This is a genomic window from Erythrobacter sp. SN021 (assembly GCF_021864455.1).
Map to the genome: position 1 here is coordinate 36,617 of NZ_JAKKUW010000005.1, position 22,627 is coordinate 59,243.

16 protein-coding genes are annotated in these 22,627 nt (G+C 62.9%); 10 read left to right on the forward strand and 6 right to left on the reverse strand.

What is annotated here, in order from left to right:
• Positions 1–146 precede the first annotated feature (146 nt).
• A complete protein-coding gene (locus tag L5849_RS11685) occupies positions 147–3,716 on the forward strand; it encodes a hydantoinase B/oxoprolinase family protein (RefSeq protein ID WP_236925721.1) in 3,570 nt (1,189 codons plus the stop codon).
• On the opposite strand, the gene L5849_RS11690 is transcribed toward L5849_RS11685, so the two are convergent.
• Positions 3,717–5,138: an aldehyde dehydrogenase family protein gene (locus L5849_RS11690; RefSeq protein WP_115417577.1), complete on the reverse strand. Its 1,422-nt coding sequence runs from the start codon at positions 5,136–5,138 to the stop codon at positions 3,717–3,719. It lies immediately after the preceding gene.
• A gap of 131 nt (positions 5,139–5,269) precedes the next feature.
• Here L5849_RS11690 and L5849_RS11695 point away from each other — a divergent pair, with 131 nt between their 5' ends.
• Positions 5,270–6,406, forward strand: a complete 1,137-nt coding sequence (locus tag L5849_RS11695) for an acyl-CoA dehydrogenase family protein (RefSeq protein ID WP_236925722.1) — start codon at positions 5,270–5,272, stop codon at positions 6,404–6,406.
• A gap of 11 nt (positions 6,407–6,417) precedes the next feature.
• A complete protein-coding gene (locus tag L5849_RS11700) occupies positions 6,418–7,152 on the forward strand; it encodes an acyl-CoA dehydrogenase family protein (protein ID WP_236925723.1) in 735 nt (244 codons plus the stop codon).
• Positions 7,153–7,359: 207 nt separating this feature from the next.
• On the opposite strand, the gene L5849_RS11705 is transcribed toward L5849_RS11700, so the two are convergent.
• The gene (locus tag L5849_RS11705) at positions 7,360–8,337 is read right to left on the reverse strand and encodes a helix-turn-helix transcriptional regulator (protein WP_236925724.1); all 978 of its coding nucleotides are present in this window, start codon (positions 8,335–8,337) and stop codon (positions 7,360–7,362) included.
• A gap of 84 nt (positions 8,338–8,421) precedes the next feature.
• Here L5849_RS11705 and cysD point away from each other — a divergent pair, with 84 nt between their 5' ends.
• The 3 genes from cysD to L5849_RS16155 all read left to right on the forward strand — a co-directional run bounded on the left by cysD (position 8,422) and on the right by L5849_RS16155 (position 12,189).
• Positions 8,422–9,375 (forward strand): sulfate adenylyltransferase subunit CysD, encoded by a 954-nt coding sequence (cysD, locus tag L5849_RS11710; RefSeq protein ID WP_255704392.1) that lies wholly within the window; start codon positions 8,422–8,424, stop codon positions 9,373–9,375.
• A 122-nt stretch (positions 9,376–9,497) separates the two neighbouring features.
• Positions 9,498–11,450, forward strand: coding sequence for a sulfate adenylyltransferase subunit CysN (cysN, locus tag L5849_RS11715; protein ID WP_236925726.1), 1,953 nt, complete (start codon positions 9,498–9,500; stop codon positions 11,448–11,450).
• Between the two features lie 91 nt (positions 11,451–11,541).
• Entirely contained in the window at positions 11,542–12,189 is a 648-nt protein-coding gene (locus L5849_RS16155) for a helix-turn-helix domain-containing protein (protein ID WP_236925727.1), read from the forward strand.
• A 25-nt stretch (positions 12,190–12,214) separates the two neighbouring features.
• Here the strand turns inward: L5849_RS16155 and L5849_RS11725 are convergent, their stop codons facing one another.
• Complete coding sequence (locus tag L5849_RS11725; protein WP_236925728.1) at positions 12,215–12,607, reverse strand: VOC family protein; 393 nt, start codon at positions 12,605–12,607, stop codon at positions 12,215–12,217.
• A 472-nt stretch (positions 12,608–13,079) separates the two neighbouring features.
• Here L5849_RS11725 and L5849_RS11730 point away from each other — a divergent pair, with 472 nt between their 5' ends.
• Positions 13,080–14,555: a N,N-dimethylformamidase beta subunit family domain-containing protein gene (locus L5849_RS11730; protein ID WP_236925729.1), complete on the forward strand. Its 1,476-nt coding sequence runs from the start codon at positions 13,080–13,082 to the stop codon at positions 14,553–14,555.
• The gene (locus L5849_RS11735; protein WP_236925730.1) at positions 14,552–15,877 is read left to right on the forward strand and encodes an FAD-binding oxidoreductase; all 1,326 of its coding nucleotides are present in this window, start codon (positions 14,552–14,554) and stop codon (positions 15,875–15,877) included. Before L5849_RS11730 ends, L5849_RS11735 begins: the two co-directional genes overlap by 4 nt.
• A gap of 74 nt (positions 15,878–15,951) precedes the next feature.
• On the opposite strand, the gene L5849_RS11740 is transcribed toward L5849_RS11735, so the two are convergent.
• On the reverse strand, positions 15,952–18,249 hold the full coding sequence (locus tag L5849_RS11740; protein ID WP_236925731.1) for a TonB-dependent receptor: 2,298 nt from the start codon (positions 18,247–18,249) through the stop codon (positions 15,952–15,954).
• Between the two features lie 143 nt (positions 18,250–18,392).
• On the opposite strand from L5849_RS11740, the gene L5849_RS11745 reads away from it, so the two are divergent.
• On the forward strand, positions 18,393–19,094 hold the full coding sequence (locus tag L5849_RS11745; RefSeq protein WP_236925732.1) for a TetR/AcrR family transcriptional regulator: 702 nt from the start codon (positions 18,393–18,395) through the stop codon (positions 19,092–19,094).
• Positions 19,095–19,101: 7 nt separating this feature from the next.
• On the opposite strand, the gene L5849_RS11750 is transcribed toward L5849_RS11745, so the two are convergent.
• Both L5849_RS11750 and L5849_RS11755 read right to left on the reverse strand, forming a co-directional pair.
• Positions 19,102–20,505 (reverse strand): alpha/beta hydrolase family protein, encoded by a 1,404-nt coding sequence (locus L5849_RS11750; RefSeq protein WP_236925733.1) that lies wholly within the window; start codon positions 20,503–20,505, stop codon positions 19,102–19,104.
• Positions 20,506–20,527: 22 nt separating this feature from the next.
• On the reverse strand, positions 20,528–21,499 hold the full coding sequence (locus tag L5849_RS11755) for an alpha/beta fold hydrolase (protein ID WP_236925734.1): 972 nt from the start codon (positions 21,497–21,499) through the stop codon (positions 20,528–20,530).
• Between the two features lie 233 nt (positions 21,500–21,732).
• Here L5849_RS11755 and L5849_RS11760 point away from each other — a divergent pair, with 233 nt between their 5' ends.
• Positions 21,733–22,581: a DUF6544 family protein gene (locus L5849_RS11760; protein ID WP_236925735.1), complete on the forward strand. Its 849-nt coding sequence runs from the start codon at positions 21,733–21,735 to the stop codon at positions 22,579–22,581.
• Positions 22,582–22,627 lie beyond the last annotated feature (46 nt).

Here is a 22,627-nt window from a genome sequence, read left to right on the forward strand (position 1 = left end):
TGTCGGCAAGCCCCGTTGCCGCAGTCAGGGGAGCTAAAGAAAAATGGTTAAGACCGGCTTATTGCAGGGAAAGAACGCGGCGGCGGCGGTTTCCGCTCGAGCCGTTTGAATTTTGGCGTGGCGCATGCGAAGCGCAGGCGATGGGCATGAGCAAAGGAACCGGCGCATGGCGCTTCGCAGTCGATCGCGGCGGCACCTTCACCGACGTCGTGGCAGTTACCCCCGCCGGGCATCTGGTGACCGACAAGCTGTTGTCGGAAAACCCGGATCATTACGACGACGCGGCAAGCGAAGCGGTGCGGCGGCTGATGGCGCATCATGGCGCAGGCCCGGTTGTCGAAATGCGGATAGGGACCACGGTCGCGACCAATGCCCTGCTCGAACGCAAGGGAGAGAGACTCGCTCTGGCGACCACACGCGGCTTTGGCGATGCGCTGCGGATCGGCAATCAGGCACGGCCCGAGATTTTCGCCAGGCATATCGTTCTGCCGGAACAGCTACCTTCGTGCGTGGTCGAAATCGACGAGCGGATGGCTGCCGATGGCGAGGTCCTGACGCCTCTCGACGAAGACGCGGCGCGCGCGCAATTCGAAGCATTGCGCAAGGATGGTATCGACGCGCTTGCCATCGTCCTCATGCATGGCTGGAAGTATCGCGCGCATGAAGAGCGTCTCGCGGCCATCGCCCGCGAGCTTGGCTTTGCGCAGGTCAGCGTCAGCCACGAAGTCTCTTCCCTCATCCGCCTTGTCCCACGCGGCGATACCACCGTGGTCGACGCCTATCTCTCTCCTGTCCTTCGGCGCTACACCGACGGTCTGCGTGCGGGCCTTCCCGAGACGCGAAGCCTGCGCTTCATGCAATCCAATGGAGGGTTGGCCGAAGTCGGCGCCTTTCGCGGCAAGGATGCGATCCTGTCCGGCCCCGCAGGCGGCGTTGTCGGCATGGTCGCGGCGAGCGAGCCGCTTGGTCATGCGAAGCTCATCGGTTTCGACATGGGCGGGACCAGCACCGACGTGGCCCATTACGCCGGCGAACACGAGCTGACCGGCGACAGCGTGGTGGCAGGCGTGCGCGTCGCGGCGCCGATGATGCAGATCCACACGGTGGCGGCGGGCGGCGGCTCCATCTGTCAGTTCGATGGCGGTCGTTTCCGCGTCGGTCCCGAAAGCGCGGGCGCCGATCCCGGCCCTGCCTGCTATCGCAAGGGAGGCCCGCTAACGGTTACCGACTGTAATCTGTTCCTCGGCCGCCTCGATCCCGCTTTCTTCCCGAGCGTTTTCGGCCCCGGCGGCGACCAACCGCTCGACCGGGAGGCTTCGCGGGCGCGGCTGGAGGAAATTGCAGCCACGCTGTCCGATTCCCGATCGCTGGAGAAAATCGCCGAAGGTTTCCTCGCCATCGCTATCGACAATATGGCCAACGCCATCCGCAAGATCAGCGTGGCGCGCGGGCACGATGTGACGACCTATGCGCTCGCCTGCTTCGGCGGTGCGGGCGGCCAGCATGCCTGCCGCGTCGCCGATGCGCTGGGTATGGAGACAGTGCTGGTCCATCCGCTGGCGGGGATATTGTCCGCCTATGGCATCGGCCTCGCACCCGTGAAGGTCATCCGCGAAGTGAGCATCGTGCGCGGGCTGGACGAGGGATTGTCCGCCGAATTGGACACCCTCAAGCGCGAGGCACGCAATGCCCTGCTCGACCAACATATCGCGGACGAAGCCATCGAGATCGAATGTCGCGCCCGATTGCGATTCGAGGGCAGCGACAGCTTCCTCACGATCGAGTACGGGGACCGGGACGCGATGGATCGCGCCTTTCGTGCCCTGCACCGCCAGCGCTTCGGTTATTCCGATGACGAAGCGAAAATCATCGTCGAGGCGCTCAGCGTCGAAGCCAGGGGATCGTCGGGCGGTCTCGGCGCGGCCCGGGCCGAGCCGATGGCCGTCGCGGGCACGGCCTCTGGCATCTGGCCTACGGTGGAACGCGTTGCCCTGGCTCGATGCGTGCCAGTCGATGGTCCGGCCCTGATCGTCGATGCCGCATCGACCACCGTGGTCGAGCCAGGCTGGAGAGGCTGTCTGGCCGAGGAAGGCAGCCTCGTGCTGACCCGTACCGAAGCGATCCACCGCGAACGTGCGGCGGGCACCGAAGTCGATCCTGTCAAACTGGAAATTTTCAACAACCTCTTCATGGCGATTGCCGAGGAAATGGGCGTAGTCCTCCAATCGACCGCGACATCGGTCAACATCAAGGAGCGGCTCGATTTCTCTTGCGCGCTGTTCGATGCATCGGGCGCGCTGATCGCCAATGCTCCGCATATACCCGTCCATCTCGGCAGCATGGGCGACAGCATCGCGCGGGTGATCGAGGCTCGCGGTGCGGGGCGCGATGGCCGCGGCTTCCGGCGCGGCGATGCCTATGTGCTCAACGATCCCTATCGCGGCGGCACGCATCTGCCCGACATCACCGTGATCGTGCCGGTCTATTTCGGCGAGGATGGCGCGGAGCCGGACGCCTTCGTCGCGGCGCGCGGACATCATTCGGACATTGGCGGCATCGCCCCCGGATCGATGCCGCCGGAAAGTCGGAGCATCGAGGAGGAGGGCGTGTTGATCGACAACGCGCTTCTCGTCGAAGAGGGGCGTTGTCGAGAAAAGGAGATGCGCGAACTGCTCGCTTCCGCGATCCACCCAGCCCGCAAGCCCGATCGCAACATCTCCGATCTGCGCGCCCAGCTAGCCGCCTGCACGCGCGGGATGGAGCTGCTGCAATCGGCCGCGCGCGATCAGGGCAGCGAGGTCGTCACGGCCTATATGGATCACGTCCTCGCCAATGCCGAGGAAAGCGTGCGCCACCTGCTTGGCAGGCTGGACGACGGGGATTTCGTCTATCCGATGGACAATGGCGCAAGGGTGCAGGTTGCGATCCGCATCGACCGGGACGACCGCTCCGCCGTGTTCGACTTTACCGGAACGAGCGGTCAGCTATCCGATAATTTCAACGCGCCGAAATCCATTACGCGCGCGGCGGCGCTGTATGTCCTGCGCACGCTGATCGACGATGCGATCCCGATGAACGACGGCTGCCTGCGCCCGGTCGAGCTGATCGTGCCCGAAGGCTCCATGCTCAACCCGAGGCCCGGCGCGGCAGTGGTGGCGGGCAATGTCGAGACGAGCCAGGTCGTCACCGATGCGCTGTTCGCCGCGACCGGTCGCCTCGCGCCCTCTCAAGGCACGATGAACAATTTCACCTTCGGAAATGAGGCGCATCAGTATTACGAAACGATCTGCGGCGGCTCGGGTGCGGGGATCGATCATGACGGCACCAGTGCGGTGCAGACGCACATGACCAATTCGCGGCTGACCGATCCGGAAATCCTCGAGACGCGGCTACCCGTGCGGCTCGACGCCTTCTCCATCAGGCACGGCTCAGGCGGCGACGGCGCGTATCGCGGAGGCGACGGGGTCGAGCGCCGGATTACCTTCCTCGAACCGATGCGGGCCAATATGCTCGCCAACCGGCGCAAGGTCGCACCCAGGGGCATTTGCGGCGGCGGCGATGCAGCGCCCGGTCGCAACTGGGTCGAGCGGGCGGACGGATCGCGCGACGACCTCGGCGCAACCGGATCGGCCGAGATGCAGCCCGGCGATGCTTTCGTGATCCTGACGCCGGGCGGAGGGGGCTTCGGCCCGCCCCGCCCGGAACAGGACGTGTGATCAGACGGCCGCGTCGCGCTTGACCGTGATGACCTGCGGATAAGTAAATTCCTTCAACCCATCCAAGCCGTATTCGGCGCCGAAGCCCGACTGCTTGTGCCCGCCGAAGGGCGAGAACGGCGAGAGGTGCATGAATTCGTTGATCCACACCGTGCCGGTTTCGAGCTGTTCGGCGATCTCGACGCCCTTGTCGGTATCCTTGGTCCACACCGCCCCGGCAAGGCCGTATTCCGAATTGTTCGCGCGTTCGATCACTTCGTCGATACTGTCGAACTTCAGCAGCGGCATGACCGGCCCGAACTGCTCCTCGGCCACGATGCGCGCATCCTCTGGGGGGTTGTCGAGGATGGTGATCGGTACGTAATAACCGGTGCCGGAGGGGTCCTTGTCTCCGCCGGTAAGGAATTTGTAGCCATTGTCCTTGGCGTCCTGGATCAGCTCCAGCACGCGCTCGTACTGCTTCTTGTTCTGGATCGGGCCGACGCCCGTGCCCTGCTGCGATCCGTCGCCCACCACCACGGTCTTGGCGTATTCGGCGATCGCCTTGCTCAGATCGTCGTAGATGTCCTTGTGAATATAGACCCGCTTGGCCGCGATGCAGACCTGGCCGGCATTGGAAAAGCTCGACCAGAAGAGCTGTTCGGCCACTTTCTCGACATCGGCATCGGGCAGCACGATCGAGGCATCATTGCCGCCCAGTTCCAACGTGATGCGTTTCAGGTCCCCGCTCGCGCCTTCCATGATCTTCTTGCCCGTCGCGGTGGAGCCGGTGAAGGTGATCTTGTCGATATCGGGATGCTCGGTAATCATCGGGCCGAGACTGTCTTCCCCGGTGATGATATTCACCGTGCCCGCAGGCACCACGTCCTTGATCAGCTCGGCAATACGCAACGTGGTGAGCGGGGTGAACGGCGACGGCTTGAGCACGATGGTGCAGCCCGCGACCAGCGCTGGGACGATCTTCTGGATCGCCATCATGACCGGGAAGTTCCACGGCACGATACCGCCGACCACGCCCACCGGCACGCGGCGGGTGCGCGAGAGGCGCGTGTCGTCATCCTGATTGACCACATCGTCGAGCGTCAGTGTCGACTGCGCGGCGGCGAGCCCGGCAGCGCCGTAGATTTCCTGCTGCGCCTGGGCATGCGGCTTGCCCTGCTCGGAAGTCAGCAGGCGGAACAGCTCGTCGGCATTCTCCTTGATCGCGGCGGCGATGCCCTGGACGACCTTCTGGCGTTCTTCGGGCGAGGTCTTCTTCCAGTCCTTGAAGGCGCGGCGGGCGGCGGCGACCGCGCGGTCGAGCTCGTCCTTGCCGCAAGCGGGCACGCGACCGACAACCTGTTCGTTGGCGGGATTCAAAACCTCCAGCCATTCGCCATTGTCGACCATCTCGCCATCGATCAGGTTTCTGTAGTCAGCCATCGTCTCTCTCCTCGCGCAAATCTGGGGGATTCGTCTCTTGCCATCACACTGTCGGGATTCGTTGCTCGATGCAACGGGTCTTGCGCTGCGGCGTGAGATTGGCGAGAGCAGTGCGCGAGAGAGGAGAGCGCGTGCAGACTTTCGTCACCGAAGCGGTCGACTGGCCCGATACGGCACCAGCCCTGCGCGAGCAGGTGCGCGCGCTGGTTGCCGAGCATGGGGAAAGGGATCCCGTGCGGCGGGCCAATAGCTGGACCAAAGCCGTCCCCCAATTCAGCCGCAAGCTCGGCGAAGCGGGGCTGCTCGGCATGACCTGGCCGACCGAATATGGCGGGCACGAGCGCAGCCAGCTCGAACGCTATGTGGTGATCGAGGAACTGCTGGCGGCAGGCGCTCCGGTGGGCGCGCACTGGATCGCCGACCGGCAGAGCGGGCCTCTGCTGCTGAGGCTCGGCAATGAGGAGCTGAAGCGCCGCTGGGTCCCCGCCATCGCGCGGGGCGAAGCCTACGCCTGTATCGGCCTTAGCGAGCCGGGCTCTGGCTCCGATCTTGCCTCGGTACGGACCACGGCGCGGCGCGACGGGGACGAGTGGATCATCGATGGCCAGAAGGTCTGGACCACCGGCGCGCATGTGAGCCATTTCATGATCGCGCTGGTGCGCAGCGAGGCGGGGAGCGAGCGGCAGGCGGGCCTGTCGCAATTCGTGATCCCGATGGATGCGCCCGGCGTCAGCGTGAAGCCGATCATCGATCTCACCGGCGCGCATGAATTCAACGAGGTGTTCCTGGAGGACGTGCGCCTGCCCGCCTCGGCCCTGCTCGGCAATGAAGGCGAAGGCTGGAAGCAGGCCACCGCCGAACTCTCTCTCGAACGCTCGGGGCCGGAAAGGTATCTTTCTTCGATGGCCCTGTTCCTCGAACTGGTCCGCCATGCAGGCAAGGCAAATGACCCGGCGCTGGAGGAACTTGTCGGCCGCCTCGCCGCCGAGGCATGGACACTGCGGCTGATGAGCGCATCGGTGGCGGCCAAGCTGGCGCGCGGCGAGGACCCGGCTCTGGAAGCGACGATCGTCAAGGATCTGGGCAATTCCTACGAACAGGCGATCCCCCAACTGGCGCAGGCGGCGGTCGATTTCGGCGATGCCGAGGCCGAGGTGCTCCGCGCGGTGTGTTTCTATCTCCTCCAGGTCAGCCCGAGCTTCTCGCTGCGCGGGGGCACGCGGGAAATCATCAAGGGGATCATTGCCAGGGGGCTGGGGCTTCGATGACGGATCGTGAGATGAGCGACACCCGCCGTATGCTGGCCGAAATGGCCGATCCGCTGTTTGCCGAACTCGGCCCCGATGCGCCGAGCGAGCGCGCCCTGCCGCAACTCGAGGAACTGGGCTTGCCGCTGCTGCTCGTACCCGAGGCTGAGGGCGGGTTCGGCGGCGACTGGCTCGATGCGCTGACCGTCTTCCGGCTGGCGGGCTACCATGCACTCGGCATCGACCTTGCCGCGCTGGTCGTCGAGCGGGCCGAAAGCATCGAGCGCGAACTCGCCATGGCCTTCGCGCGGAGCTGTCAGATCGCCGGGGCGCTCGACGCCGCGCTCGGCCTCGCCGTGGGCTACGTCAACGAACGCGAGCAGTTCGGCCGCCCGCTGGGCAAGTTCCAGGCAGTCCAGCAATCGCTGGCGACCTTCGCCTGCGAAGCGGCCGCCGCCAACTGCGCCGCCATGGGCGCCGCGCAGGCGCTGAATCGCGGAGCCGCACAGTTCGAGATCGCGGCCGCGAAGCTGCGCGCCAACCGGGCCATCGAAATCGGCACCACGGTCGCGCATCAGGTGCATGGCGCCATCGGGTTCACACAGGAATACGCCCTGCACCACTTGACCCGACGCCTGTGGCAGTGGCGTTCGGAATATGGCAACGATGCCCATTGGAGCCGCAGGCTCGGCAGCGCGGTCACCGCGCGCGGCGCGGACCGGTTCTGGCCCGACCTCACGGCGCGGACCGACCCGGCCTGTAGGTGACAGATGGTTACACCGGTGTCCGCCTAATCCTACTTTGACAGGTATTTGAAAATACTTACTTATTTGCGCTTTTAGTCGGTCCAGGGTGACACATTGCGCGTTTCCTTCCGGTGCCGATCGTTTCCCGCCTCACGCTGACCCAGGCATCGTCGTGCAGCCGCAAACGGGCATAGCGGAGCCCCTGCCCTGTAGGAAAGGCGCCCGGCCCTAGGCCAGGGCGAGCACCCCGGTCAGGATATTGCGCACCAGATCCACCTGCCCGCGCGCGCCGGTCTTGGCGTAGATCCGCTTGGAGTAATAGCGCGCCGTTTCGAGAGTCAGGCCGTGCAGCCTTGCCGCCTCCGCAATCGAGGCGCCTTGCGAGAGCGACCATGCCAGCCGCGCCTCGGCCGGCGTCAGGTCGAACAGGTCGACCAGTTGTTCGTGACGGTCCGCGCTCGACGACCGGTCGCCGCGCAGATAGATCATCGCCACGGCCTCGCCATCGCCCGCCAGCGCCGGGAGCCGAACCGGCGAGACGAGAATATCGATCCAGGGATCGCGCGCCAGATTGATGGCGCGCGGCCGAACCCCGCGATCGGCCGAACATTCCCGCGCGAAGCGGGTCAGCGCGCGATCGGCTGCCGGAGACGACGAAATCAGCCGGTCGTAGGGGCCGCGCCGCAACACGCCCGAACGCTGAAGAAATCGCTGCGCCTGTCCATCGAACCCGACGATCCGGCACCGAGCATCGATCGCGATCCAGCCGAAATTCATCCGCGCGAAGGCGTCCGCACTCATCGATGCGCGCGCTTTTTCGCGTTCGAGCGACGCCAGAACCTTGAGCGCCACACGAAAATGCGGCGCAAGCGCAGCAAGCAGGCTGGAGTGTTCGGCGCGGAACTCCCCGTCCGAAAGGATCGCCAGCCAGGCTTCCAATCCGCCGCCATCGGACAGCCGCAGCGCGCGCAGGTCGCCGGCCGCATCCTCTGCAAGTTCGGCCAGCGCATAGACCCGGCCCTCGCGCATGTCGCTCGTCAGCACTGCCACCCGATCCGCACATTCGCCGCGCGAGAGGATCATACGCTCGCGCGCTTCCCCCGATTGCAGGACCAGCATCGCCCCCGAAGCACCCGAAACGCCGCGCAGCCGCGCGAGGAAGGTCTGCCATAGAGGCTGCTCGAAAACCCCGTCATGCAGGGGCACAAGAAGTTCTGTCTCTCCAAGATTGGGAATTCGCATAATCTGAGCAGGATACCTCCCATATGGGAGGTTCGCAAGCATGCCTGCATGTTAGCGAGCGCGGGTTCGAAGGACGATTTTATGACCGACACCACCACTCTGACCCATCTCCAGCGGCTCGAAGCCGAGAGCATCCATATCATGCGCGAAGTCGCCGCCGAGGCGGAAAAGCCGGTGATGCTCTATTCGATCGGCAAGGACAGCGCGGTGATGCTGCACCTTGCACGGAAGGCATTCTACCCCTCGCCCCCGCCCTTCCCGCTGATGCATGTCGATACGACCTGGAAATTCCAGGACATGTATGCGCTGCGCGAAAAGGCGGCGCAGGATGCGGGAATGGAATTGATCGTTCACCGGAACCCCGAGGCCGAGGAGCGCGGGATCAACCCGTTCGATCACGGCCCGCTGCACACCGATATGTGGAAGACCGAGGGGCTCAAGCAGGCGCTCGACAAATACGGTTTCGATGCAGCCTTCGGCGGGGCGCGCCGCGACGAGGAGAAAAGCCGCGCCAAGGAGCGCATTTTCTCCTTCCGCACCGCAACCCATGGCTGGGACCCGAAAAACCAGCGCCCGGAACTGTGGAACCTCTACAACGCGCGCAAGAAGAAGGGGGAGAGCATCCGTGTCTTCCCGCTGTCCAACTGGACCGAACTCGACATCTGGCAGTACATCATGGCCGAAAACATCGAGATCGTGCCGCTTTATTTCAGCGCCAAGCGCCCGACCTATGAACATGAAGGCGGGCTGTTCATGGCCGACGATATCGACCGGCTGGAGAGGGTCATGGGCTATCGCCCCGAGATCACCGAACGATCGATCCGTTTCCGCACGCTGGGCTGTTTCCCGCTGACCGGCGCGGTCGAAAGCGAGGCGTCTACCTTGCAGGAAGTGGTGCAGGAAATGCTGCTGACCACCACCAGCGAGCGGCAGGGCCGCGTGATCGACAAGGACGCGGGCGACGCGTCGATGGAAAAGAAGAAGCAGGAGGGGTATTTTTGACGCGCCACGGAATGCGCAGCGTTCCGAAGCGTCAACCCCGGACTTGATCCGGGGCCGCCCTCCAACCGACCGGCTTCACCGACAACGATCCCGGTTTCCGCCGGGATGACGGGACAAGAATTATGACCGACCCTATCTACCAGACCGACGCTCTCATCGCCGAGGACATCGAGGCCTATCTCGAGCAGCACCAGAACAAATCGATGCTGCGCTTCATCACATGCGGCAGCGTGGACGATGGCAAATCGACCCTGATCGGCCGCCTGCTCTACGATTCGAAGATGATCTTCGAAGACCAGCTTGCCGCGCTCGAAAACGACAGCAAGAAGGTGGGCACGCAGGGGCAGGAAATCGATTTCGCCCTGCTGGTGGACGGCCTCGCCGCCGAGCGCGAACAGGGCATCACCATCGATGTCGCCTATCGCTTTTTCTCGACCGAGAAACGCAAATTCATCGTCGCCGACTGCCCGGGGCATGAACAATACACGCGCAACATGGTGACCGGCGCCTCGACCGCCGATGCCGCCATCATTCTGATCGATGCGCGCAAGGGCGTGCTGGTCCAGACCAAGCGGCACAGCTTCCTGTGTCACCAGCTCGGGATCAAGAATCTCGTGCTCGCGGTCAACAAGATGGACCTGATCGATTACGACCGGGAAAAGTTCGACGCCATCGTCGCGGATTACGAGCATTTCGCGGAAAGCATCGGGATCGAAACATTCACCGCCATCCCGATGTCCGGCCTTGCGGGGGACAACATCACCACCCGGTCGGACAATACGCCATGGTACGAAGGCCCGGTGCTGATCGACCACCTCGAACAGATCGAGGTGCGCAGTGCAGCCAATCGCGACAAGGCATTCCGCCTGCCGGTTCAGTGGGTGAACCGCCCCAATCTCGACTTCCGCGGGTTCTCGGGCCAGATCGCCACCGGAACCGTGAAACCGGGCGACATGCTGCGCTCGCTGCCGTCAGGTAAGACGAGCAAGGTGAAATCGATCGTCGTCATGCCCGGCGCCGGTGCCGCAAACCAAGCCGCCGCGGAAGGTCATCTCGAGGAAGCCGTCGCCGGCCAGTCGATCACGATCACGCTCGAAGACGAAATCGACTGTTCGCGCGGCGATGTGCTGGCAACCGCCGACAGTCCGCCCGAGGTCGCCGACCAGTTCGAAAGCACCATCGTATGGATGGATGACGAGCCGCTGGTGGTCGGGCGTGCCTATTGGCTCAAGCTCGGCACGCAGACGGTCAGCGTCACCGTTGCGCACCCGAAATACGAGGTCGACGTCAACAATCCGGCGGGCTCGGGGTCACATCTCGCTTCGCAGACGCTCCATCTCAACCAGATCGGCGTGTGCGAAATCACTACCGACAAGCGCATCGTGTTCGATCCCTATGCCGAAAACCGGGCGCTGGGCGGCTTTATCCTGATCGACAAGATCACCAACCACACCGTCGGGGCGGGCATGCTGCATTTCAGCCTGCGCCGCAGCCAGAACGTCCACTGGCAACCAACCGACATTGCCCGCGAACATCATGCCCAGATGAAGAACCAGACGCCGCGCGTGCTGTGGTTCACCGGGCTTTCGGGCTCGGGCAAGTCGACCATCGCCAACGAGGTGGAAAAGAAGCTGGCGATCATGAACCGCCACACCTTCCTGCTCGATGGCGACAATGTGCGCCATGGCCTCAATAAAGATCTCGGCTTCACCGAAAGCGACCGGATCGAGAATATCCGGCGCATCGGCGAAGTGGCCAAGCTGATGACCGATGCGGGGCTTATCGTTCTCACCGCCTTCATCAGCCCGTTCCGCGCCGATCGCCGATTGGTGCGCGACATGATCGATGCCGGCGAGTTCATCGAAATCCATGTCGATACGCCGCTGGAGGTGGCCGAGGCGCGCGACGTCAAGGGGCTCTATAAAAAGGCCCGCGAAGGTAAGCTGAAGAACTTCACCGGCATCGATAGCCCTTACGAAGCCCCCGAAAACCCCGAGATCCGGGTGAACACCGTCGAAATGACACCGGAGGAAGCGGCCGATTACATCATCAGCAAGATCCTGCCGCTCAAATAGGCATCGGGGGCCGCCGCCATGCACGGCCCCCTCCCGCGCAAGGCACCGGACAGTGGTTCCTGCTTTCCTTATCGGCAGTTTCAACGATTGAGTGGCCGAGCGATTGATCCTTGAGAAGTGGTCTTTCACAGCCCGAAGTACTGGATACGAGACCATCGTTCCCGATGGCTGCCGCGATGTCATCATTCGCAAATCGATCGGCCTTGCGCCGGTCGTCTTCGTCAGCGGGCTGGACGATTTTCCGCGCCGGATTGCGGTTCGCGAAGGCGACTCTTTCATCGGATTGCGCCTTCGTCCCGGCGTCACGGTGAGCGCGGATCCAGGTGCCGTCCTGGCTATGGATCGCGCCGATCTCGATGACATGGCGGCGATCCGGCAGGCCCTGATTGCTTGCCCGCGAACGACGGAGGCATTGGCCGCCCTCAAGAGCGCTCGCGGCACTGCGGATGCCGCGCGGGAACTGGGTGTGTCCATCCGCACCTTTCAGCGCGTGGTGAACGAAGCGATGGGCCGTTCTCCCGCGTGGTGGCGCCGCCTCGCCCGCGTCCGAAGAGTCGCGGCCAAGATCGCTTCAATTCAGGCTCGACAAGACAGTCTCGTCGAAATGGCGGTCGACGCTGGTTTTTCGGACCAGGCCCATATGACGCGCGAATTGCAGCATTGGCTTGGCACAACGCCCGGTCAATTGCGACGAGGCGGGCCGGTCGCCGAAGCGCTGAAGGCCCGCGGCTATGAGTGAGTGCCGACCGGGCGCAATCGCCGGACTAGCTGCCTGACGGCGCCACTGGCGAGCAAATTTCGACCAGATAGCCATCGGGATCGGCAATATACGCGGTCGTCTGGCCCCACGGTTCGTCCCGAACATCCTGTTTCACGATTGCGTCGGCTTCCTTCGCCTTTTCCAAGGCGGCGGCGACATCGTCCGTCTCAAACGCAATTTCGAAGACGGGGGCATCGGGATTTGCCGGAGCTGGCGATTTTCCCAGCTGCCGCATCAACTGTACCGACGAAAAAGCGAGCTTGGTTTCTCCCGTGACAAGCTCTCCGTAATCTCCGCCTTCATGGAGTAGCCCGCGCTTCAACCCGAAAGCGCGCTCGTAGAATGCGAGGCTGTCTGCGACATTCTCGACATACATGATCGTGTACCGAAGGATCATTCAGAGCTCCTATTGCTGTCACCCGACAATGGATGCTCGGTCCCGATCCGTCTTGAATCAACGCGCCACATCACCCCGAGAAATGCGAATTGCGATTGCGCGGGTTTCGAGCTGAGCTGTTTCAAGCGAATTGGGCCAGGCCAAGGACGGCTTGGGGCTACTAGAAACATTCACTCGAGCGCCTGTCACCGGGTTCGTCGGCCGCCGCTGTGAGCCATGGTGGACGGTGCCGCCACCAGCTTCGCCGCGGGCATCCAATCGATCCATCCCATACATGCTCTTAAGAGCTGGAGGGCCGGGCTTCTTCACGGGACCGAGAAAGCATGAGCATTGTCGCGCCCGCATTGACAGGGAAAATTAAATCGATATTTATCGATTTATGAGCTTACCATGGTTTTACCCGGATCGGGTCAGCGTAGCGCCCGGAGACGAACTCGCCATACACGCCAGCGCACCCCCTGGTCTTTACCATTTGAAGATTTCGCGGGTTGGCAGCACAAACGAACTTAAATCGACGGTCGAGGACATCGCCATCGACCAAGGCGAGATACCGGCAAATGTCGAATCTTGCGGGTGTAATTGGCCCGTCGTTCTCCGGTTCACGATCCCCGCCGACTGGAAGACCGGCTATTACGATCTGTACCTTGCCGGAGCCGAGGGTGAAGGCACCCATCATTTCTTCAACCTGAAACCCGGGCCAGGCAAACCTCGCTCTCGGGCCGCGATCGTCCTCGCGACCAATACCTACCAGGCCTACAATTACTGGGGCGGGGCAAACTCCTACGCGCATGTCGAGAAATTGATGCGTGGCGAGGTCGATGCCGCCGGGTCCGAACAGGAGGCAAAAGGGCGGCTATCGCGCATGCGGCCTTATGCGCAGGGCTTGCTGATGCCTCGCCTCGGCCAGCCGCGACTGGTCAATCCCGCCCCGCGCGAGTTGGGCATGGCCGCGCACCCTGCAACGCCTGAATGGATGGCCGAGCACCAACCATCCCCTTACGACTTCTCCGCCTGCTTCGTCGGCAAGTGGGAACACGCTTTCGTGTGCTGGGCGGAAGAAAACGGGGTCGAACTCGACTATTTCACCGATCAGGACCTCGAAGCGGGTGCCGGAATCCTCGATCCGTATCGAGCCGTCTTCCTGGTCGGCCATAGCGAATACTGGTCGGCCCCCGCACGCGATGCGATCGACAGTCTGCACGAGGCGGGAGGGAATCTGATCGTCTTCTCCGGAAACACAGCATATTGGAAGGTCCGCTGGGAGGAGGACGGCCAGGTCATGGCAGTCCATAAATGGCGCGGCGAGAGCGACGATCCCCTATGGGGCACGCCGGAAGAGGGCCGCGACGGCACGCATATGTGGTCGCACCCTGCCTTTGGACGCCCGGAAGCGGAGATGACGGGGCTTTCCTTCCTCTATGGCGGCTATCACCGCCTCGGCCTGTGCGTCGGACGGGGATCGGCCGCCTACACCATCTATGACGACAAGCACTGGGCGCTGGAAGGGACCGATCTCTACTATGGCGATTGCATCGGCGGCGACATCCCGCTGGTCGGCTACGAGAACGATGGCTGCCCCATTCGTTTCGACCGGCGCGGTTTGCCCGTGCCCGACGGAGGGTTTGGCGTCCCCGACGATCTCTCCATCATCGCGCTCGCACCGGCCACGCTGTTCGAAGACCCGGCCGCGCCCTACCCGCCGATCGTGCCGCCCGGCGATATCGCCATACTCGCGCGGATCGCGCATGGAGAAGACAATCCGGTCAACCGCGAACGTCTGCAACACGGGCATGCGGTCATGGCCTCGTTCCGCCGCGGAAATGGCGAAGTGTTCAATGCGGGGACCACCGAATGGGTGCATGGCCTGGCCGCGGGCGATCCCTATATCGACCGGATAACCCGCAACGTCCTGACCCGCTTCGGCGTCCCGATCGGAGCGTCAGATTGAACGCTTTCCCTTTCCGTGAGCTGAGCCCCTGGCTCTCCGAACCGGAAGACCGGCAAGCGCCCCTGCTCGGACATACACGCGCCGATGTCGCAATTGTCGGCGGCGGCTATACGGGCCTTTCCACCGCCCTGGCCCTGCGCGAAAGCGGGCTTTCGGTCGCACTGGTCGAGCAGGATTTCTGCGGGTCCGGAGCGAGCGGGCGCAATGCCGGACATCTGACCCCGACCATCGGCAAGGACCTGCCTACGCTGCTGAGACATTTCGGGGAGCAGCGCACCGGTGACCTCGTTGGCTTCGCGGAAGAGGCGGTCAAGCATACAGAGAAGAAGATCGTCCGGTTATCGCTCGATTGCGACTATCGCCCAGGGGGCAATGTAATTGCCGGCCTGCATGCCCGCCATCGCCCACCGCTGGAGCGCGCGGCCCGGGTCGCGGAGATGGTCGGCGCCCCTTTTCATTTTCTCGACGAGGCCGATGTGCGTTCGCGCGACCTCCCGCAATTCGTCAAACTCGGCGCGATCGAGGCCAGCGGCGGGCATCTTCACCCGGGCAAGTACGTACAGGGATTACGGCGAGCCGTATTGCAAGCCGGGGTCGAATTGTTCGAAGACACCTCCGTAACCTCGATCGAACGGAAAGGCAGCCGGGTCCATCTCCGAACCGCCAGCGGATCGCTCGATTGCGAGAAGCTGGTGTTGGCGACGAATGCCTATACGCCCTCGACACTCGGCCGGATGGCCCATCGCGTCTTCCCGCTGCGGGTGTCCCTTTTTCGCACCCGGCCGCTGTCGGCGGCGGAATGGGACAGGGTCGGCTGGGCACGCCGCGAAGGCATCTATACCGCGCATGAATCGCTCGAAAATTTTCGCCCCCTGCCCGATGGAAGAATCCTCGGGGGCTCGAAGGTCGTTCAATATGCCTTCGGCAGCAAGCTCGCCCCCGGGTCGCAGCCATCGGCTTTTCAAACCCTGGCGGACCTGTTCCGCAAGCGGTTTCCCGAACTCCGGGATGTCGCGATCGAAGATTTCTGGGGAGGATGGATCGCGATGACGCTGGATTTCCTGCCCTTCTTCGGTGCCGACAAATCGGACCGGATCGTCCACGCAATGGGCTATAACGGGCACGGTATCGCGCAGGCGACCTTCGCCGGATCGATGGCGGCCGACCTTGTCATGGGCCGTCGAAACCGCTGGGTCGAACTTCTCCGCCGCCACTCGCTTCCCCTGCCTCCCGAGCCGTTCCGGTGGCTCGGAGTGAAAGCGCTGCTGGGCTATCTTGGCAGGATCGATGCGAAGGTCGATCGCGATCTCTCTCGTCCCTAGACCTGCGGATTTGCGACCCGGCAGCAGGGTCAGCCGATCGGCGCGATCCGAACGCCGCGCCGATCTCAAGCAGCCTAGTATTTCAGGATCAGTTGGACGCCATAGGTGCTCGGATCATTGTAGTTGAGCTGGTCGGACGTAATCACGGGAGCATAGGAGGTGATGTATTTCTCCCCGAAGATGTTCTTGCCCCACATGGCCAGTTCGAGACTCTCGCTGGCGTTCTGCCAGGCGAGGCGCGCATTGACCTGGCCGTGATCGTCGACGCGCGACACCGGATCGTTGTCGGGGAACAGGAATATCGACGATGTGTAGGAACCGTCGATCCGGGCCTTCAGATCGCCGCCAGCCCCAAGCGGGTATCGAAAATTGACGCCCCCGGCCGCGGAAAACTCGGGCGCGTTGACCATCCGGTTACCCGAGAACGCGGCACCCCCGAATGCGTCGAATTCCTCATATTTGCCATCGAGCAAGGTGATCGAGGCAAAAAGATCGAAATTGCGTGACGGGCGGATGGTCGTATCCGCCTCGAACCCATACACCCGTGCATTGCCGGCATTGACCTTGCGCTGCACCGGGATGGGGCCGGTCAGGTCGAACACGAACACCTGAAGGTCGCGATAATCGTAGTAGAATGCGGCGGCGTTGAACTGGACTAACCGGTTCAGAATTTCCGTCTTGAGGCCGACCTCATAAGCATAGAGTTTCTCTGACCCGAAAGGCTGCAACTGGACGAGGTCCGTCGAAGCACCGCCCGCGAAACCCCCGCTATTGTAGCCCTTCGAGAAGGAGGCATAGACGAGAGTTTCGTCGAGATCATAGTTGAGGGCGAGGCGCCAACTGAGATCCTCGAAACTCTCTTCGCCTGAAAAGTCGAGGATCGGAACGGTGACGTCTGAATAGGCCTTGGTCGGGGCAATGCCTCCGATTGCATCGAAGAGGCTCCGATATTCCATCGCAATCGTGTCATGAGAATAGCGCAGGCCGGCCGTCGCGGTCAGCCGTTCGGTCAAGGGAATGTCTGCCTGACCGAACAGCGCATAACTGTCGGTATCCTGCGTGTAGGGGTAGCGCAGCAATCCAAGCGAATTGACCGGGTCGAATGTCCCGAGGAGATCGTTCGGATCGCGCAGGCTGCGCAGGAGATCGAAGGCGTTGTCGGTCTTCAGCTCGTCGTGGAAGTAATAGCCTCCGATGATCCAGTTGAAGTCGCCCCCGTCGTCCGACTGGAGCCTGACTTCCTGGCTGAACTGCCTCGGGCGGTCCTCGTAATAGGCGACGACGAGATCCGCCGGACTCGCGTCGGTATCCTCCAGCGTTTCCCGGTTGACCTGCTCATAGGCGGTGATCGAGGTGAGCAGGACCGAGCCAAGCTGGAGTTCGCCGGTCAGCGACGCGCCGAAGGTCGAGATGCGCTCCGCACCCTCGACATTGTAGTCGCCTGCAAAGATGTCGTCGTCGGTATCGGCATAGCCGAGGCCATCGGTGGGCGTGCCATCGGGAAGCGTTGCCGGATTGCCGAAGAAATCGACACCCTGCCCGCGATGCTGAAACTGCCGCGCACCGCCAGTACTCTTGCCGCCATGTACACTAAGCCTGAGCAACAGATCGTCGGTCGGCCTGAGATCGATAATCCCTCGTAGCGCCCAGCGATCGATATCGTTGACCTGGTTTCCCGTGACACGATTGAGCGTTGTTCCGTCCCGACGATGATAGGTCCCTGCCGCACGAAAGGTCAGCGCCTCACCTACGATCGGGCCGCCGACGCCGGCCTCGGCCACGAGTTCGTCGAACCGGCCGTAAAGGATGTTGGCATCGGCGGTGAAATAGTCCGTCGGCTTTCGCGACGAGAAGCGGATCGCACCGGCGGTCGTGTTGCGACCGTAGAGCGTCCCCTGCGGCCCTTTGAGAATTTCGATCCCTTCGCTGTCGAAGACATTGAAGAGCTTTCCGGAGTTGGCGCCCAGGAACACGTCGTCGACATAGACGCCGACCGCGCCGGTCGTGTTGGAATTGAAATCTCCGATACCGACGCCGCGAATGAAGAGCGAAGTGGTCGAGGCCGCAGTCCCCGCCTGCATCGAAAGGCTGGGTACGAGCAATGTGAGGTCGCGCGGGTCGCGAATGCTCGCTTCGGTCAACGTGTCTCCACCGAATGCCGAGATGGCGATGGGTACGTCCTGCACATTCTGGCTTCTGCGCTGGGCCGTGACGATGATCGGCTCTCCGATAGCCTCATTCTCGTACTCTTCCTCGGCAGACTGCCCGAGCGAGGCATCGGGATTTGTCTGGGCATGGACCTGCGGGGCACCCCCCAGGGCACATCCAGCCAGCAGGACTGATTTGGCGGCCGAGCCGATCGAAACTTTCATAAATCCCCTCCCAAACGATCAAAACGATTCATATCGTGTTTGAGCGGGCAATTTCCCAAGGAGAGCCCGTATGTCAAGCTTGAAATAGATATTTATCGGTATTTTTATCGGGTTTTTCGGTTGAGCGCGCGGGTGCGCGCGTTATGATCGCCATCGAATTATCGATCGGAGTGAAGGCCTTGGGAGCAGCATCGTCATCAGGCTATCGCGAACCGCGACAGGAGCGCAGCCGCAAGCGTTTCGACGCCATTCTCGATGCAGCGGCCGCGCTTCTCGAAGACAAGGAGCCGGACGATATCAGCGTATATACTCTCGCCGAGTCCTCGGGAGTGCCGCCAGCGTCGATCTACCACTTCTTTCCCGATGCGAGCCTCGTCTTCGTCGCCCTGGCCGAACGCTATTATCGCGAGTTCGTGCGCGACATGGACAGCGATCCTCCGGCCGGAATTGCGAGCTGGCAGGAATTGCACGCTTTCCGCTTCTCCGAAGCGAGGGACAGGTTCAACGAAAGAAAGGCGGCCAGGCGCCTGCTGCTGGGCTCGGGCCTGTCCGCAACCATCCGCGCGCGCGATCTCGAGGTCGACAGGCAGCTCGCCGAATTGTCGGCACTCGAACTCACCAAACTCTTCGCCATCCCCGAAATTCCCAACCTCGTCGACCGGCTTACCGAGATGTTGGTAGTCAACGATGCGATCTGGACGCTCTCGGTCCATCGACATGGCTACATAACGACCGAGCTGGACGAGCAGGCACGCCGCGCCCGTGAAGCCTACACCCGCACTTTCCTGCCGGAATACGCGCCATTAAGAGATCAGGCCCAATCGGAAGCGGCCAGCGACACGTAAAACCCGGTCACACAGCACCCGACAGAAGGCACGCGGCGATCCGATCCGCGACGTCGGGTTTGCGGATGAGGAAGGTGTAGAGCGCCATGTGATCCTCGTCCCGAATGATACGGTTTTCATCCGGCACCCGCCATCGATCGAGCAAATCGCTGGCAAGGCGAAAGGGCGTGGAGCTATCGCGCGTGCCCAGGCAGGCCACAATAGCCTCCGGATCGATGGACGGGGTATCGGGCGGGTCGAGCAGCGGGCGCAGCTCCGCGAGCAATTGGTCGGTCCAGCCAGCCTGTCGGACTGCGTCGGTCAGCCCGAGAAGTTTCGAAAGATGCCCCAAGGCAACGACCTGATCGACATGGCCGGAACCGGCACCGACAAAAGCCATGTCCGGGCGCATGGCTTCCGGCCAACCCCCGCAATGGCCGACGATCTGCTGCGTTACCAGGCCTCCCAGGCTGACGCCGCCCACACCCACTTTGCGCGAACCGTTCTCGCGCGCCCACGCCACGAGGACTGCCGCTTCCTGACACTGCGCGGAGAACAACTCGAAGATCGAAACCGGCGCGCGGGCCAGATAGGGCTCGCCGCTATAGCATCCGGGCAATTCGCGCCGCCCGTGCCAGGGCGATTCCGGCAGGATCGTCCGGATGCCCCGCGCGGCCAGCCGCCGGGCCATGTAATCTTCTTCCGGCCAATAGCGAATGAGATCGTAGGACATTCCCAAACCGCTGCCGAATATGAAACTGGGAATGTCTGCGTTGCCGGGCGCCGGGTCATAGACACGCGCGGTCACGACATCGCCATTGGTGAAGGCCGACGGCGAACGAAACCGGAGGAGGTATTCTTCGCCGACCGGTCCCGGGATGGCGTTGGACCGCGTGATTTCGCCCGGATCCGCAGGAGCGGCATAGAGTTCCGCCGGATTGGCGAGCCAATCCGCGGAACGCTGCAAAGCGAGCACCGGCGCGGGCACGGAGAAGCCGGTCGGCGCAATGCTGGGTTCGTTCCAAAGGAAGCGAAACAGCATGCCGGGCTTGATCGCCCTTTCCGACAGCGAGCGCCGCTCTTCCTCGAGCGCGACGAGATCCGATGCGTCGATGGGCAGATCTTCCCAGATCGCTCGCTCCCATGTCTCTTCGACGGGACGCAGCGCCTTGCGCCGAAGAGCAAGTTCGGTGAGCGCCCTTGCCGCAGGCTCGAGCAATTTGCGTTTTGCTTCCTGGTCGGCACCCAATGCAGCAAGAAAAGCCTCTGGCTCATCATGCTGGAAGGCCGCAGCCCGTGCCCGCGCCATACGGAATTCACGCGGCAGCATCGCCAGCTTGAGATCGTTGAAGACGCCGCTGGCGAGCGGTCGGCCCAACGGGCTGGCGAGGATGCGATGCATCGTGGACGGCTTCAGGGTAGTTCTGGTCATGAATAGTGTATCCTGCTTGACGCTAAGCGCCTGCATCATGAGCAAGCAATCTAGCGGTCTGGCGAAATTTGATAGCGAAGGTGCGGTGTCCCACCTTCAGACTCCGCACCCGAGTCACGCCCCACGCCTGGACGAATTCTTCGATCGCTTCCGCGGAACAAAACAGATCGTAGGCGCCGTGAACGACTCGAAACGCATCGGGATCGCTTTTCGGTAGACCGGCAATACGCGGAGTAACCAGCCGCATGGCTCGTTCGATCTCTCTATCGTCGAAACCCGCATTGCTGGCGGCGCGCGCCATTCCCGCGCCGATAGGCGACCGGAAAATGGTTTGGAATGGATCGACGGCGGGGATCAGCAAGAACACCCTGTCGAGCGCGGCAAGCAAGGCAACCTGCGCTGCAATATTACCGCCCAGGCTGATCCCGCTGACGAACACCCGGCGATAGCCCTGCTGCCGCAAGGACAGGACCAGTGCGGCTGCATCGTGTGCCCCTTGGGAGAAGCCGCGAACGAGGCGCGGGACATCGCCGCTGAGAAGATACTGCCCGCTATAGCCGGACGCGCTTGGTGCCCGGTCCATATGCCAGGGTAGCGCGATGACGAAGACATCGATTCCCTTGGCCAGAAACGGACCGGCCATGAGGCGCTCGGCAAACCAGCTCGGCGCAAAGCCACCATGCAACATGACGATGGCCGATTTCGACCGCCGATCCGCTGCCAGCCATCGCTCGCCATGGACGCGGTCATTGGCGCTTTCGCCTGAGGGGACCGGCGAGGGAAAGGCGAAGGTCTCGACCTTGCCCCTCGCTCCGTCCGCAGAATCGAATTCGACAGCTACCGGCTCGACCGGGCGGAGCAGCGCGCGCGGATCTCGCTCCGCCAGCGCGGCAAGCTCGTCCAGATCCGCCCGATTGGATACGATCGGAGCTTGCCGGCGACGCGCGACCAGCCAGCCATTGAGACGATCGGCTGCGTGATGAAGAGCTTTCATCGCAGGCTCCGGACCGCCTTTGCCAGACCCGTGCCGAACACCGCGCGCGGGTACGCTGTCGGTGAGTTGCCACCGGTGCGCAAGATGCCAACACCGCGCCGCTGCGCGGAGCTATCACTGGACGAGCAAACCGGCTGTTCGTAACGCGATTGCAAGCGGTATCTCATTGTACCGGGGAGTGATGCACCCCAATATCGGTACGGCGCCCCAAGCAAGCCCCTATGAGTTAAGCCATGTTGAATATCCTGATCGTGCTTGCTGTGATTGTTGCGGTATGTTTTGCATCGCTGGCTTTCTGGCGCTGGAACGACACACGCATCGAAAGGGCGATGTGGGACAAGCTGGCCGCAGCGGATAAAACCACGCCCGAACGGTTCGACAGGGCGATGGTGGAAGACCTGCCAGAGGCGGCGAGGCGCTATTTCGACTACACGATCACGCCCGGCACGCCGCTTTCCTCCATTGTCATGCTCGAGATGGAAGGCAAACTCGGGCTCGGCGACAAGGGCAATCCGGGTTATCGCGATTTTCGGGCGAGCCAGATTCTCGCACCGCCGCGCGGCTTCGTGTGGAGGCTCGACGCCGGCGCGATCGGAGGCTCCGACGGCCTGGAATCCAGCCGTTCCTGGACTCGCTTCTGGTTCATGGGCCTCGTCCCCGTAGTGCGGGTTTCGGACGATAGCGACCATCTGCGTTCGGCGTTCGGCCGACTGGTGGCCGAAGCCGCGTTCTGGGCACCGGCAAGCCTGTTGCCCAGCGATCACGTGCGCTGGGAGGAGGCAGGACCGAAAACCGCTCGGGCCATCGTGTCGAACGGAAGCTTCGAGCAGGCCGTCGAGATCGGCATCGCGGCCGATGGCCGACCGACCGCCGTAACGATTCAGCGCTGGAGTTCGGCCAATCCCGAGGAAACCTACCGATTTCAACCGTTTGGAGGGTCCCTGTCCGGCTTCCGCGATTTCGGCGGTTATCGGATCCCGACACGCGTCGAGGGCGGTAACCATTTCGGAACGGACGCGTACTTTCCCTTCTTCAAGGCCAGGATCCGTTCGGCTCGCTTCGTGAACCTCGAAGCCGAGTAGTTCATGCTTCGAGACTCGAACGCGGGCTGTTCGTAGTCGCAGCGAG